The sequence below is a fragment of the Azospirillum sp. UFLA03-27 genome (genome assembly GCF_059803775.1).
Window position 1 is genome coordinate 16,586 of sequence record NZ_JAUQTX010000055.1, and the last position, 14,060, is coordinate 30,645.

Here is a 14,060-nt window from a genome sequence, read left to right on the forward strand (position 1 = left end):
ACGCATAGCGCGGAGACCGGTTGCTTGGTTAACATTCCGTCGATGGTCCTATGGGGCGTGTCGGAAGGATCAGACGGCGATGTCGTTGCGAATGCGCATGCTGGCCCTGATCGGGCTGTTCCTGGCGCTGCTGGCGGTGGCCGGCGCGGCTGTGATGATCGCCAACGCGCGCGACGCTGTTCGCGCGGAAATGGCCTCCGCCCTCGATCTCGGCATCGCCATCGGGCGGGCGGAAGCCGGGCGGGGGGCATTCCTGATGCCGTCGTGGCGCTCGACCGTCTGGGCCTGCGCCACCTGCGCTTCATCGCGGGTGAGGCGGCTTCCGACTCCCTGGGCGAGGGGGATGCCGGCCATGGGGCCGTTCCCGGCTGGTTCGCAGCGCTGATCGACGTGGCGCCGCAGGCCCATGCGCTGACCGGTGCCGATGGGCGCGTCCTGTTGACCGTGGTCGCCCAACCGCAGGACGAGGTAGCCGAGGTCTGGGAGGACATGCGGGACCTCGCCCTGGCGATGCTGGTGGCGGGGCTGCTGCTGCTGGGCGCCGCCTGGATGGCGGTGGGCCGGGCGCTCGCCCCGCTCGCCCGCATCGAGGCGGCGGTGCGGCGCCTGCGCGAAGGTGTTTACGAACCCGGACCGCGGGGCGGCCTCGCAGGCGGCGGCGTGCCGGAACTGGTCCGGCTGGGCACCGGCATCGCCGCCCTGGCCGAGGAGCTGGCCGCGGCGGGGCGGGAGAACCGCAGGCTCGGCCAGAGGCTGATCGAGGCGCAGGATCGCGAGCGCCGGGACATCGCCCGCGAAATCCACGACGAGCTGGGTGCGGCGCTGTTCGCCATCAAGGTGGACGCCGGGCGCATCCTGCGCCTGAGCGAGGAGCCGAAGCCGGAAGCCACCATCAGCGAGCGGGTGGAGATCGCCGGACGCGCCCGCGCTGTGCTGTCCATGGCCGCGGACGTGCACCGGATGAGCCGGCGCATCCTGGTCCGCCTGCGCCCGGCCCTGCTCGACCAGTTGCCGTTGGGCGAGGCGCTGTCCGGGCTGATCGACGAGTGGGCGCGGCGGGAGCCGCAGGTGCGCTGGGCGCTGGACGTGGCCGAGGACGGAACGCCGGACGGCATCGACGGGCTGGACGAGGTGCTGCGCCTGACGGTCTTCCGGCTGGCGCAGGAATCGCTGGTCAACGCCCTCCGCCACGCCCGGCCGACCAACGTGTCGGTGACGGTGCTGCGCCGGAGCGACCGGGTGGAGGTCGTGGTGACCGATGATGGGCCGGGGTTTAGGGAGGGGCCGGGCGCAGCGGAGCGTGGCGGATTGGGCATCTCCGGCATGGCGGAGCGGGTGAGGGCGCTGGGCGGCGAACTGTCCATCGGTTCGAACGGCGGACAGGGGACCCGCGTGGCCGCCTGCCTCCCCTGCGTCCCGGCCGGGCTGGAGGGCGTGGCATGACCTTGACCATCCTCCTGGTGGACGATCACCCGGTGGTGCGCGCCGGTTGCCAGAGCCTACTCGCCGAAGCCGGGCTCGGCCGTGTCGTCGAGGCCGCCGACGTGGCGGTGGCGGTGGCGCTGTGGCGTTCGGAAAGGCCCGACGTGGTCATCCTCGACCTCAACCTGCCGGGCGGCATCGGAGGGAGGGACGGCGGCGGGATGGAGGTGTTGCGGACGATCCGGGCGGAGAACCCGGCGGTGCCGGTGCTGATCTTCAGCATGCACGAGGATCCCGCCATCGCCGCGCGGGCGCTGAAGGCGGGCGCGAAGGGCTATGTCACCAAGAACGACGCGCCCGAGACGCTGGTGACGGCTGTGCGCTGCGTGCTGGCGGGCCGGGTCCATCTCGACCACGCGCTGGCGCGCGAGCTGGCGCTGATGGCGCTGGCCCCAAGCGACGACCCGCTGGCGGTGCTGACCCAGCGCGAGCGGGAAATCCTGGCGTTGGTGGGGCGCGGCCTGACCGCGGCGGCCATCGCCGAGGTGCTGGGCATCAGCCAAAAGACCGTCGCCAACGCCTGCACGCAGATCAAGGACAAGCTGGGCGCCGACAGCGCGCGCGCCCTGATCCGCATCGCCATCGACCACGGGCTGGCGGCTTGAGCGTCCACGTGGGTGGACCCGTCACGGCGGCGGAGCTTCCTCGCCGCGCTTGCCCTTGCGCGCTCGGCTGGGCATCTCGCCGAACTGGGTCTTGAAATCGCGCGAGAAATGGGCGGCGTCGGCGAAGCCGCAGTCGAAGGCGATCTCGGTGATCGTGCGGCGTGTGTGCTCCAGAAGCCAGCGGCCGTAATCCAGCCGCAGCCGGCGTTGGAAGGCCGACGGCGAGATGCCAAGCGCGGCCTGGAAGGACCGTTCGAGTTGCCGGGCGCTGACCCCGACGTAGCGGGCGATGGCCTCGACGGAGGGCGGGGAGTCCAGCCGCTGCTCGATGAAATGCGTCGCCTGACGGACACGGGCGTCGGTCACGCCGTCGAGGTTCGCGTAGAAATGCGCCTGCGGCAGCGCGCCGGGGCGGATGTCCTGGAGCATCATGTGGCGGACGGCCTGCCGCGCCTTCTGCCCGCCGCAGTGCCGCCCGACGAGGTAGAGGCTGAGGTCGATGGCCGCCGTCGATCCCGCGCAGGTGATCAGGTCGCCCTCGTCGATGAAGAGATGGTCCACCGAGGCGTTGGCGGACGGGAAGCGCTCGCGGAAGGTGTCCAGAACGTTCCAGTGGACGCAGACGCGGCGCGTGCCGACGAGGCCGGCGCGCGCGATGGCGAAGGTGCCGGTGCAGATGCCGAGGAGCCGCACCCGCTGCGCCGCCACCGCGCGCAGGTAGGCGGTCACCGGGCCCGGCACCTCGTTGCGGTAGTCGTTGCCGCCGCACACCGCCACGTAGTCGAAGGGCGCCGGGGCGAGCAGGTCGCTGTTGGGCGTCACCAGCACGCCGCAGCTCGACCGGCGCGGCTGCCCGCCGACGCTCATCACCGTCCAACTCGCGTCGATCTGCCGGCTGCGCCCTCCGGGGTCGGCGGCGAGCCGGAGCGCGTCGATCAGGCCGGAAAAGGCCGTCAGCGTGAACTGGTCGAGCAGAACGAAGCCAATGCGCAACCGGGGATCGGTGGGGGGCGGGGCGTCGCGGTCGGGGGTGTCCGTCGTGTCGGGTCTGGGCGTCGGCATGTCGGAAATATTCAAGGATTCGGCAGCATTCTTCTATCGGAAAATACGTCGGAACAATTAGCTTTCGAACGAACCATGGCTCTGACGCCCGCTGGACCGACACCACGAAGGAACCGGTCATGACCCATACGCGCGCCGCCACCCGCAACGCTTCCCGCCTCGCCGCCCTGTCCGCCGTCCTAGCGGCCGGGGTCTCCCTGTACGCCCTGCCGGCCGCGGCCCAGGGCGAAATCCGCGTCGCCTGGTACGGCGGCAACTGGGGCGAGGCCTTCCGCACCTGCGTCGCGGAGCCCTTCACCAAGGCGACCGGCGTCCGCGTCGTGCCGGAGATCGGCACCTCGACCGTGACCTTCGCCAAGCTGCAGCAGCAGAAGGACGCGCCGACGCTCGACGTCGCCTACATGGACGGTGGCATCAGCGAGATGGCGCAGGCGGCGGGCGTGCTGGAGGCCATCGACCCGACGGGCGTGCCGAACCTGGCGAAGGCGTTGCCGGAGGCGATCTACAAGGCGGACGGGTCGATCTTCGCCGTCGGGTCCGGCTACTACTCGCTCGGCCTGACCTACAACACCAAGGAGATCAAGACCCCGCCGACCTCGTGGAACGACCTGTGGAAGCCGGAATTCGCGGACACGGTGACGATCCCGTCGCCGGCCAACTCCTCCGGCGTGCCGTTCGTCATGTTCCTGAACCGCATGTGGGGCAACCCGCCGGGCGACCTGTCCAAGACCTTCGAAAAGCTTAAGACGCTGAAGACCGCGCTTTACTTCGACAGCTCGGGGGCGGCGAGCAACGCCTACCAGAGCGGCGAGGCGATCATCGGCGCGCATTTCAACGTCGGCGCCTGGGATCTGGCCGACAAGGGTCTGCCCATCGGCTTCGCCGTCCCGAAGGAGGGTGTGTGGGCCACCGACGCCCGCCTGCATCTGGTCAAGAACGCCCCGCACAAGGCGGATGCCCAGCGCTTCATCGACACCGCCCTGACCCCGGAAGCCTCGGCCTGTCTGGCGGAGAAGCTCTATCTCGGCCCGGCGGTGCAGGGCGTGTCGGTGTCGCCGGACGTCGAGCGCAAGCTGCCCTGGGGTGTCGGTGGGTCGGTCAAGAACCTCCAGCTCTTCAACTGGGCGGACATCAACCGGGACCGCGCGGCGATCACCGACGCCTGGAACCGCGAACTCGCCCGCCAGTGAACCGCAGCCAGCCGGGGAGCCCCTCCATGTCCGCGACGCCCAAGCCCGACGCCCTGCTCTCCATCCGCTCCATCGACAAGCATTTCGGCACATACCATGCGCTGAGGGACGTGTCGCTGGATGTGGCCCATGGCGAGTTCGTCGCCCTGCTGGGGCCGAGCGGCTGTGGCAAGACGACCCTGCTGCGCTGCATCGCCGGCTTCCTCTCCCCCGATTCCGGGACCATCCGGATCGGCGGGGAGGACGTGACGCGGCTGCCGCCGCACCGGCGCCCGCTGAACACGGTGTTCCAGCACTACGCCCTGTTCCCGCATCTGAGCATCCTTGACAACGTGGCCTACGGGCCGCGCCGTCACGGGGTGGCGCGGGGCGAGGCGCTGGAGCGCGCCCGCGAGGCGCTGGAGCTTGTCGGGCTGGACTCCGCGGCGGGGCGTTACCCGCGGGAGCTGTCGGGCGGCCAGCAGCAGCGCGTCGCCCTGGCGCGGGCCTTCGTCAACCGCCCGAAGCTCCTCCTGCTCGACGAGCCGCTGAGCGCGCTCGACCTGAAGCTGCGCAAGCGGATGCAGATCGAGCTGAAGCATCTCCAGGAGAAGCTCGGCATCGCCTTCGTGTTCGTGACCCACGACCAGGAGGAGGCGATGAGCATGGCCAACCGCATCGTCGTCATGAACCGCGGCGTGATCGAGCAGGTGGGCGACGGTCGGGCGATCTACACCCGCCCGGCCAGCCGCTTCGTCGCCGACTTCATCGGCGAGGCCAACCTGCTGCCGGGAACGGCGGAGGGCGACGCCGGGGTGCGGCTGGCGGTGGGGTCGGCGCTGCTGCCCCATCTCGGCGCCGACACGCGGCAGCGCTACACCGCGGTGCTGCGGCCCGAGCATGTCGAGCTGCTGAAGGAGCCGGAGGCGCCGGGCCTGATCACCGACCAGGGCTTCGTCGAGGACGTCATCGACACCGGCGGCCAGACCGTCGTGACGGTGCGCGTCGGCGAGCATCTGCTGGCCAGCCGCCGGCTGGGCATGGCGGGGGAGGGGCTCAATCCGGGCGCGCCGGTCTTCGTCGGCTTCCGTCCGGGGCACGTCCACATCATCGCCGAGCCGGCTTCGCACCGGTCCGGACCATGAGCACGACCATGAGCGCCGCCATGAACCGAGCCTTGCCCCTGCTGGCGGCCCCGGTCGCCTTCTTCGCCGCCTTCTTCGCCGTCCCGATGATCGTGGTCGTCTCGTCCAGCCTGATGGCGGGCGGCGTGCCGTCGCTGGGCAACTACGCGCGGGTGCTGTTCGACCAGTATCACTGGGACGTGCTGGCGGCGACCTTCCGCATCGCCGGGCTGACCACGGTGGCCTGCGCGCTGCTCGGCTACCCGCTGGCCTATTATCTGGTGCGGGTGGTCAAGTCGGCGGCGCTGCGGCGGACCTGCGTCATCCTGCTGGTGCTGCCGCTGTTCACCAGCAACATCGTCCGCTCCTTCGGCTGGATGGTGCTGCTGGGGCGCAACGGGCTCGTCAACGACGCGCTGGTCGGGGTCGGCATCCTGGACCGCCCGATGCGCTTCCTCGGCACCGAGCTGGGCATCGTGATCGGGCTGGTCTACATCCTGCTGCCCTTCATCGTGCTGGCCGTCGGCAACGCGCTGGCCGCGGTGGACCCGGCGCTGGAGGACGCCTCTTCCGACCTCGGCGCCACGCCCTTCGACACCTTCCGGACGGTCACCTTTCCGCTCTGCCTGCCGGGGCTGATGTCTGGGATCGTCATGGTCTTCACCCTGGCGGTCAGCGCCTACGTCACGCCGGCCCTGCTGAGCGGCGGCAAGATCACGGTCTTCCCCATGCTGATCTTCCAGCAGTACAGCACGGTCTTCGACGTGAACTACGGCGGCGCGCTCAGCATGACGCTGCTGGTCATGACGCTGGTCCTGGTCGGTCTGGCCGGCTGGATCGGCAACGCCGGGTCCAGCGCAACGGGGAGGAAAGCCCAATGATCGCACGGCTTCTTCTGCGGGTGGTGTCCTGGTCGGTCATGGCCTACCTGATCCTGCCGCTCCTGGTCATCGTCGGTTCCTCCTTCACCGCCACCAGCTACCTCGCCTTCCCGCCGCAGGGGCTGACGCTCGACTGGTACGGGCGGATGCTCGGCGACACCTCCTATCTGGCGGCCTTCGGCACCAGCACCCTGCTGGCCCTGGTCGCCACGGCGGCGGCCCTGCTGCTCGGCGTTCCGGCGGCGCTGGCCATCGCCCGCTGCGAGTTTCCGGGCAAGAAGTTCCTGTTGTCGCTGCTGATGTCGCCGCTGGTCCTGCCGCACGTCGTGCTGGGCGCCGCCCTGCTGCAATACTGCGCGGCGCTGGGCCTGATGCGCAGCTTCACGGCGCTGCTGGTCGGGCACATCGTCATCATCATGCCCTTCGTCCTGCGCTCCGTCCTGCCGCAGCTGACGCCGGAGCAGCGGGCGCTGGAGGAGGCCTCCGCCGACCTGGGCGCCCGCCCGATGGAGACCTTCTTCCTCGTCACGCTGCCGCAGATCCGCAGCGGCCTGGCGAGCGGCGCGATCTTCGCCTTCATCTCCTCCTGGATCAACGTCGAGCTGAGCATCTTCAACACCACGGCGGAGATGACGACCATCCCGGTCAAGCTCTTCAACTACGTCCAGTACACGATCGACCCGGTCATCGCCGCGGTGTCCTCCATCACCATCGGCGTGGCGGCCCTGGCGATCATCATCCTCGACCTCACCGTCGGGCTGCACCTTCTGTCGGACCGGCGCTGACCGGTCCCGACACCCCCCGCTTCATCCCCCCGATCCAACACCGAATCCGATCCACGAAAGGGTCCTTCCATGCGCATGCAAGACGCATTCGATGTCCTGTACACCCACACCGAGGGCGAGCCGCTCTGCATCATCCACAGCGGCATCCCCTATCCGGCCGGTTCCAGCATCCTGGAGAAGCGCCAGTTCCTGGAGACCCATTACGACTGGCTGCGCGAAGCCCTGATGCGCGAGCCGCGCGGCCACAAGGACATGTTCGGCGTCTTCCTGACCCCGCCGTCCGGCCCGGACTACGACGCCGGCCTGATCTACATCGACGGCACCCAGTATTCGCACATGTGCGGCCACGGCACGATCGCCGTCGCCATGGCGATGGTCGCCAACGGCCTTGTCCGCCGCGGCGAGAACGGCCGCACCACCATCCGCTTCGAGACCACCGCCGGCCTCGTCGTCGCCGAGGTGGCCCATGAGGGCGACCGGGTGCTGTGGACCAAGTTCGAGAACGTCCCGGCCTACGTCGCCGCGCAGGACGTGGCGTTCGAGCTGCCGGAGATCGGCCCGCTGAAGGCCGACATCGTGTGGGGCGGCAACTACTTCGGCATCATCGACCTGACCGGCACGTCGCTGCGCATCGGGGCGGAGAACGGCACCGCCCTGTCGCATTACGGCATCCTGGCGCGCGAGCAGCTCCGCCAGAAGGTGGCGATCCAGCACCCGGCGTCGGCGCACATCAACAACTTCAACTTCGTGACCTTCTGGCACGAGCCGACCATCGAGGGCGCCTTCTACAAGAACGTCCACGTCTTCAGCGCCGGCCAGCTCGACCGCTCGCCGGGCGGCACCGGCACCAGCGCGATGATGGCGATGTTCGAGGCGCGCGGGAAGATGGCGATCGGCGACACCATCCGCTCCGAGGGTCTGCTCGGCACCGGCACCTTCGAGGGCAGCCTGCTCGGCGAGACCCGCCTGAACGGCGTGCGCGCCGTGCGCCCGACCGTCAAGGGCACGGCCAGCATCCTCGGCACCGCTCGCTGGGTCATCGACCGCAACGATCCGGTCGGCGCCGGCTTCCTGGTCGCCTGACCGGTCCTCCTCAGTCGCGTCCTGGACTTCGTCCCGGCGTCCTCATCAGGGCGCCGGGACCTTTGTGCTGCGCCGATGGGCGATCCGCTCGCCCGGATCGGCGTGCTGTCGTTGTATACAATGACGCTCACTCCGTTTTCGGGACCGTGAAGACGGCCCGTCCGGCGCGCACATGCGCGCGCATCACCGACGAGGCCCACTCCCCATCGCGAGCGGCCAGGGCTTCGACGATCTCGCGGTGGTGGTTCATGCTGCGGGCGAGATCGCGCCGGCTGTAGCGGGCGAAGGTCCGCAGCACCAGCGGCATCTCCACCACCTGCCGGATCATCTGGCCCAGGCGCCGATCCCCGGCGATGTCGATCAGCAAGCCGTGGAAGCGGTCGTTCAGCGGCGTGATGCGCGAGAAATCCACCGCGTCGCCGTCCCCCACCACTGCCTCCATCGCGTCGCACAGCGCGCCCAGTTCGGCGAGATGCCGCGGCTCCGCGCGGCTGGCGGCGAGTCCGGCCACTTGGCTTTCCAGCGTCGCGCGCAGTCCGAAGATCTCGTCGAGGTCCTGGATCGTCCAGGCGTTCACCTTGGCGCCGAGGTTGGGGACGAGTTGCAGCAGCCCGTCGGCGGACAGCCGGCGCAGCGCCTCGCGCACGGGGGTGCGGCTGACCCCCGTCAGTTCGGCCAACTCCTGTTCGCGCAGATGGGCGCCCGGCGGCCAGCGGCTGGCCAGGATGCCCTCCCGGATGAAGCGGTAGGCACGGTCGGCGGCGCGGTTGGAGCCGCCACTGAAGCCGTTGTCCCATTGGGGCGCCAGTGCCCCGGCGCTGTCCGACATGCTGACCTCCCTTGCGCTTCTGTCCGGCGCCTGAACTTTTCGGGTTGCGTTGTATACAATGACGCATTATGTTCGTTGACACAACAAATTAAACGCCCGTTTCCGGTGCGCTCTGTTGGAAGCCACTGGCTGAAGCGGCGACAAGGGAGGGATACAACCGGTGACGACACCCGCACAACGCCTGAAAACGTTGCTCGAGGCTCCCGGCCTTCACCTGATGCCCTGCTGTTTCGACGCGCTGTCGGCGCGGCTGATCGAGCAGGCCGGTTTCCGCGTAAGCCTGATGAGCGGCTTCGCCGTCTCGGCCACCCGGCTGGGGATGCCCGACACCGGGCTGATCTCTTTCGCCGAGATGCTGGACCAGCTCCGCAACGTCTGTCAGGCGGCCCCCGGCCTGCTGGTGATCGGCGACGGCGACACCGGCTATGGCAACGCCATGAACGTGCAGCGCACCGTGCGCGACTACGCCCGCGCCGGGGCCGCCGCCGTCCTGATCGAGGATCAGGTCAACCCCAAGCGCTGCGGCCACACCAAAGGCAAGCAGGTCGTCGGGCGGGCCGAGGCGCGCATGAAGATCCGCGCCGCCCTCGATGCCGCCCGGTCGGGGTCCGACGACATCCTGATCCTGGCGCGGACGGACGCGCGTGCCGTGCACGGCTTCGACGCGGCGCTGGAGCGCTGTCAGGATTTCGTGGAGGAGGGCGCCGACATCATCTTCATGGAGGCTCCGCATAACGAGACGGAAATGGCCGCCTTCTGCGCCGGCATCGACCGGCCGGCGATGGCCAACATGGTGCGCGGCGGCCAGACGCCGATTCTGCCGCCGCGCGAGCTGGAGGCGCTCGGCTTCAAGCTCGCCGCCTATCCGCTGACCCTGATGTCGGCGGCCATCGACGCCATGCGCGCCGCCCTGGCCGCGGTGGCGGACGGGCAGGAAAGCCGGGTGCCCCAGGCCGATTTCGAGGCGCTGAAGGACCTTGTCGGCTTCCCCGACTACTACGAGCGCGAACAGGCCTACCGGGCCGCCGAGTAAGGGGAGGCAACGCCATGAACACGCCGGGTTCCATCATCGACAAGATCTGGGACCAGCACGTCGTCGCCGATCTGGGCGACGGGCGGGTGCTGCTCCACATCGACCGCCACATGCTGCACGAGGTCACCAGCCCGCAGGCCTACGCGGGGCTGGCCGCCGCCGGGCGCCGGCTGCGCCGCCCCGACCTGACCTTTGCGACGGCGGACCACATCGTCTCCACCGAGAACGGCCGCACCGACGACACGGTGCCGGGCGGGCCGGAGATGATCCGCGCCCTGCGTGCCAACGCGGAGGCCACCGGCGTTGCGCTGTTCGATCTGGGCGACGTGCGCCAGGGCATCGTGCATGTGATCGCGCCGGAGCTGGGGATCGCCCTGCCGGGCGCCACCCTGGTCTGCGGCGACAGCCACACCAGCACGGTGGGCGCGCTGGGTGCCATGGCCTGGGGCATCGGCACGTCGGAGGTCGAGCATGTCATGGCGACGCAGACGGCCATCCTGCGCCGCCCGCCGACCATGCGCATCACCTTCAGCGGCACCCGCCCGGCGGGCGTGTCGGCCAAGGACATGGTGCTGAAGCTGATCGCCACAATCGGCACCGCGGGAGCGACGGGCTACGGCGTCGAGTACGCCGGTCCGGCCATCCGCGCGCTCTCCATGGAAGAGCGGATGACCGTCTGCAACATGTCGGTGGAGCTGGGCGCGCGCTTCGGCCTGATCGCCCCGGACGAGGTGACCTTCGCCTATCTCCAGGGGCGCCCCTTCGCCCCGGCGGGCGCGCTGTGGGAGCAGGCGGTGGGTGCGTGGCGCGCCCTGGCGAGCGATCCCGACGCGCGTTTCGACGCCGAGATCGAGTTGGACGTCTCCAGCCTCACGCCGCAGGTGTCCTGGGGCACCAGCCCGCAGGACTGCATCGGCGTCGGCGAGACCGTGCCCGATCCGGAGCGCGAGGCCGACCCCAAGCGCCGGCAGGCAATGCGCCGGGCGCTGGACTACATCGGGCTGGAGCCGGGGACGCCGATCCGCGACCTGCCGGTGGACATGGTCTTCATCGGCTCCTGCACCAACAGCCGCATCGAGGATTTGCGGGCCGCCGCCGCCGTTTTGAAGGGCCGTCGTGTCGCCGCCGGCCTGCGCGCGCTGGTCGTGCCGGGCTCGGGCCAGGTGCGCCGGCAGGCCGAGGCGGAGGGGCTGGACCGCGTGTTCACCGCTGCCGGCTTCGAATGGCGGGAGCCGGGCTGTTCCATGTGCGCCGGGATGAACGCCGACCGGGTACCGCCGGGCAAGCGCTGCGTCGCCACCTCCAACCGCAATTTCGAGGGCCGCCAGGGGCCGGGGGCGCGCACCCACCTCGCCAGCCCCGCCACCGCGGCGGCGGCGGCCGTGGCCGGCCGCATCGTCGATGTCCGCAGCCTGGAAGCCCATAGCCTGGAAGGGAGCGCCTGACATGCCGGAACCTGTCAATCGCATCACCGGGATTGCCGCGCCGCTGCCGCGGGCCAACGTCGACACCGATGCGATCATCCCCAAGGCGCATCTGCTGACCATTCACCGCAGCGGGCTGGGCGCCGGCCTCTTCTCCGAATGGCGGTTCGACGACGACGGTCGGGAACGGCCGGACTTCGTCCTGAACCAAGCACCCTGGCGGGAGGCCAAGATCCTGCTGGCCGGCGAGAATTTCGGCTGCGGCTCGTCGCGCGAGCACGCGGTGTGGAGCCTGATGGACTTTGGCATCCGCTGCGTGATCGGGCCCAGCTTCGCCAGCATCTTCCACGAGAATTGCCAGAAGAACGGTCTGGCCGCGGTGACTCTGGACGAGGCGGCGCTCGCCCATCTCGTCGCTTGTGCGCAGGCAACGCCGGCCGCCGCCATGACGGTGGACATCGAGGCCAGCCGCGTCACCGCGCCGGATGGGCGGGAGTTCCCCTTCACGATGGAGGCGGCACGGCGGCAGGCGCTTCTGGAGGGGCTCGACGAGATCGGGGCCAGCCTGCGCCACGACGCTGCCATGGCGGCGTTCGAGGCGCGCGACCGGGCGCAGCGCCCCTGGATTCACGCCCTGCCCACCGCCTGACGGGTCCGGGTCAACGCGCATGGCCGGAAAGGCCAGCGGCACATTGGGAGGAACAGCGATGTCGTTCATGACCACGATGAAGCGTAAGGCGGTCCTGGGGGCGGCGGCCATGGGAGTGGCGCTCGCCACCCTGGTTCCGGCGGTCCCGGCGCAGGCCGAGGAGATCACCGTCACCCACTGGGGTGTGCTGATGTACGGCGCTCCCTACGCCGTCGCCATGGAGAAGGGCTATTACAAGGAGCAGGGGCTGGACATCACCGGCGTCCTGACCTCCAAGGGCGGCGGCACGACCATGCGCAACGTCATGGCGGCGCCGATGCCCTACGGCGAGGTCGCCCTGTCGGCGGCGGTGGCGGCGATCAACCAGGGTCTGGACGTGAAGATCATCCACACCGGCGTCCGCACCGCGGGCGAGATCCTGTGGGTGACCAAGCCGGACTCCCCGGTGAAGACCGCCAAGGATCTGGACGGCAAGAAGGTCGCCTTCACCAGCCCGAAGTCGGTCACCGACATGCTGCTGACCATGGTGAAGGACAAGCACGGCATCACGGTGGACGGCGTGTCGGCGGGCGGCGTCGGCGGCGGCCTGACCATGCTGGAGCAGGGCGGGGTGGCCGCCGCCCCGGTGATGGACCCGATCTGGGCGCGCGTGCAGAACAAGTACCGCATGGTCTTCGCGGTCGAGACCGAGCTGCCGACCATGGTGCAGACCGTGGGTGTCACCACGTCGGAGTTCGCCGCGAAGAATGGCGACAAGCTGAAAAAGCTGATCGAGGCGCGGCGCAAGGGGGTGGACTTCGTCTACGCCAACCCCGAAGAGACCGCCAAGATCATGACCAAATACTACGACATCGACGAGGCGGTGGCGCTGCAGGCGTTGAAGAATCTGGCGACGATCAAGTACTGGAGCGCCGGCGACTTCGAATATGACGGGATGAACAACCTGATCAAGGGGCTGCAGATCATCGGCGAGGTCAAGGGCGAGGTCGACTGGTCGAAGCACGCCGACGCCTCGTTCCTGAAATAACCAGCCTGACGCATCACGATGACCGGGAGGAAGCCCCCGATGAAAGCCAACGTTGCCGCCAAGCGCGACCTGCACGAGGAGGCGGGGGCTTTCCCCGCCCCGGCCGTCCACGCCGAGCTGAAGGGGGTCAGCCGCATCTACGGCGTTCCCGGCCACGGAGGGGTGCACGCGCTGGGACCCGTCGACCTGACCTTACGGCAGGGGGAGTTCTTCTCCGTCGTCGGACCGTCGGGCTGCGGCAAGTCCACGCTGCTCGACGTGCTGTCCGGCCTGTCCGTGCCGACCGAGGGAACGGTGACCTTCGAAGGCAAGCCGGTGGCCGGCAAGGTCCCGGACGGCGTCGGGGTGGTGTTCCAGGAGGACGCCACCTTCCCCTGGCTGACCGTGTGGGACAACATCGCCTTCGGCCTGCGTCGGGCGGGCGTCGATCCGGCGGAGATCGAACGGCGGGTCAACTACGCCGTCGGCTTCGTCGGGCTGAAGGACTTCGCCAAGGCCTATCCGGTGCAGCTGTCCGGCGGCATGCGCCAGCGCGTCTGCATCGCCCGCACGCTGGTGATGCGTCCGCGCCTGATCCTGCTGGACGAGCCGTTCGGCGCGCTCGATGCCCAGACCCGCCTGATCATGGGCGACGAACTGCTGAAGCTGTGGCGCGAAACCGGTGCCACGGTGATGCTGATCACCCACGCGCTGGACGAGGCGGCCATGCTGTCGGACCGCATCGGCGTTATGTCGTCACGGCCCGGACGGATCATCGAGGAGATCGAGACGGGCTGGTCGCGCGAGCGTGATTCCCGCATCGCCAGCGAGGACGGCTTCGGCCAGATCACCGCCCGTCTGTGGCGCCTGCTGCGCGAGGAGAGCCTGAAGGCGGCGGGCCTCGCCGGGGGTGGGTCATGAGCTGGGC

The 14,060-nt window shown here is 69.7% G+C and carries 15 protein-coding genes; 13 read left to right on the forward strand and 2 right to left on the reverse strand.

Annotation, left to right across the window (positions count from 1 at the left end; genetic code table 11):
* The first annotated feature begins 79 nt into the window (after nucleotides 1–79).
* The 3 genes from Q4I23_RS11065 to Q4I23_RS11075 all read left to right on the forward strand — a co-directional run bounded on the left by Q4I23_RS11065 (nucleotide 80) and on the right by Q4I23_RS11075 (nucleotide 2,087).
* Entirely contained in the window at nucleotides 80–385 is a 306-nt protein-coding gene (locus tag Q4I23_RS11065; RefSeq protein ID WP_498526275.1) for a hypothetical protein, read from the forward strand.
* A gap of 164 nt (nucleotides 386–549) precedes the next feature.
* Complete coding sequence (locus tag Q4I23_RS11070) at nucleotides 550–1,443, forward strand: ATP-binding protein (RefSeq protein ID WP_498526285.1); 894 nt, start codon at nucleotides 550–552, stop codon at nucleotides 1,441–1,443.
* Entirely contained in the window at nucleotides 1,440–2,087 is a 648-nt protein-coding gene (locus Q4I23_RS11075) for a response regulator (protein ID WP_498526276.1), read from the forward strand. The genes Q4I23_RS11070 and Q4I23_RS11075 overlap by 4 nt, the downstream gene beginning before the upstream one ends.
* Nucleotides 2,088–2,108: 21 nt before the next feature.
* On the opposite strand, the gene Q4I23_RS11080 is transcribed toward Q4I23_RS11075, so the two are convergent.
* A complete protein-coding gene (locus tag Q4I23_RS11080; RefSeq protein ID WP_498526277.1) occupies nucleotides 2,109–3,149 on the reverse strand; it encodes a GlxA family transcriptional regulator in 1,041 nt (346 codons plus the stop codon).
* Between the two features lie 119 nt (nucleotides 3,150–3,268).
* Here Q4I23_RS11080 and Q4I23_RS11085 point away from each other — a divergent pair, with 119 nt between their 5' ends.
* The 5 genes from Q4I23_RS11085 to Q4I23_RS11105 all read left to right on the forward strand — a co-directional run bounded on the left by Q4I23_RS11085 (nucleotide 3,269) and on the right by Q4I23_RS11105 (nucleotide 8,191).
* On the forward strand, nucleotides 3,269–4,339 hold the full coding sequence (locus tag Q4I23_RS11085; RefSeq protein WP_498526278.1) for an ABC transporter substrate-binding protein: 1,071 nt from the start codon (nucleotides 3,269–3,271) through the stop codon (nucleotides 4,337–4,339).
* 26 nt (nucleotides 4,340–4,365) lie between these two features.
* Nucleotides 4,366–5,463, forward strand: coding sequence for an ABC transporter ATP-binding protein (locus tag Q4I23_RS11090; RefSeq protein ID WP_145675294.1), 1,098 nt, complete (start codon nucleotides 4,366–4,368; stop codon nucleotides 5,461–5,463).
* Nucleotides 5,460–6,323 (forward strand): ABC transporter permease, encoded by an 864-nt coding sequence (locus Q4I23_RS11095; protein ID WP_498526279.1) that lies wholly within the window; start codon nucleotides 5,460–5,462, stop codon nucleotides 6,321–6,323. The genes Q4I23_RS11090 and Q4I23_RS11095 overlap by 4 nt, the downstream gene beginning before the upstream one ends.
* On the forward strand, nucleotides 6,320–7,108 hold the full coding sequence (locus Q4I23_RS11100; protein WP_035681830.1) for an ABC transporter permease: 789 nt from the start codon (nucleotides 6,320–6,322) through the stop codon (nucleotides 7,106–7,108). Before Q4I23_RS11095 ends, Q4I23_RS11100 begins: the two co-directional genes overlap by 4 nt.
* Nucleotides 7,109–7,183: 75 nt before the next feature.
* Nucleotides 7,184–8,191 (forward strand): proline racemase family protein, encoded by a 1,008-nt coding sequence (locus Q4I23_RS11105; protein ID WP_247888293.1) that lies wholly within the window; start codon nucleotides 7,184–7,186, stop codon nucleotides 8,189–8,191.
* 127 nt (nucleotides 8,192–8,318) lie between these two features.
* On the opposite strand, the gene Q4I23_RS11110 is transcribed toward Q4I23_RS11105, so the two are convergent.
* A complete protein-coding gene (locus Q4I23_RS11110) occupies nucleotides 8,319–9,020 on the reverse strand; it encodes a GntR family transcriptional regulator (RefSeq protein ID WP_454019948.1) in 702 nt (233 codons plus the stop codon).
* A 160-nt stretch (nucleotides 9,021–9,180) separates the two neighbouring features.
* Between Q4I23_RS11110 and Q4I23_RS11115 the strand changes: the two genes are divergently transcribed.
* The 5 genes from Q4I23_RS11115 to Q4I23_RS11135 are packed head-to-tail and all read left to right on the forward strand — an operon-like array spanning nucleotide 9,181 to nucleotide 14,053.
* On the forward strand, nucleotides 9,181–10,053 hold the full coding sequence (locus Q4I23_RS11115; RefSeq protein ID WP_498526280.1) for an isocitrate lyase/PEP mutase family protein: 873 nt from the start codon (nucleotides 9,181–9,183) through the stop codon (nucleotides 10,051–10,053).
* 14 nt (nucleotides 10,054–10,067) lie between these two features.
* Complete coding sequence (leuC, locus tag Q4I23_RS11120; protein ID WP_498526281.1) at nucleotides 10,068–11,498, forward strand: 3-isopropylmalate dehydratase large subunit; 1,431 nt, start codon at nucleotides 10,068–10,070, stop codon at nucleotides 11,496–11,498.
* 1 nt (nucleotide 11,499) lies between these two features.
* Nucleotides 11,500–12,126, forward strand: a complete 627-nt coding sequence (gene leuD, locus Q4I23_RS11125) for a 3-isopropylmalate dehydratase small subunit (protein WP_498526282.1) — start codon at nucleotides 11,500–11,502, stop codon at nucleotides 12,124–12,126.
* Between the two features lie 58 nt (nucleotides 12,127–12,184).
* A complete protein-coding gene (locus tag Q4I23_RS11130) occupies nucleotides 12,185–13,153 on the forward strand; it encodes an ABC transporter substrate-binding protein (protein ID WP_498526283.1) in 969 nt (322 codons plus the stop codon).
* A gap of 39 nt (nucleotides 13,154–13,192) precedes the next feature.
* Nucleotides 13,193–14,053 (forward strand): ABC transporter ATP-binding protein, encoded by an 861-nt coding sequence (locus tag Q4I23_RS11135; protein WP_498526284.1) that lies wholly within the window; start codon nucleotides 13,193–13,195, stop codon nucleotides 14,051–14,053.
* The last annotated feature ends 7 nt before the right edge of the window (nucleotides 14,054–14,060 follow it).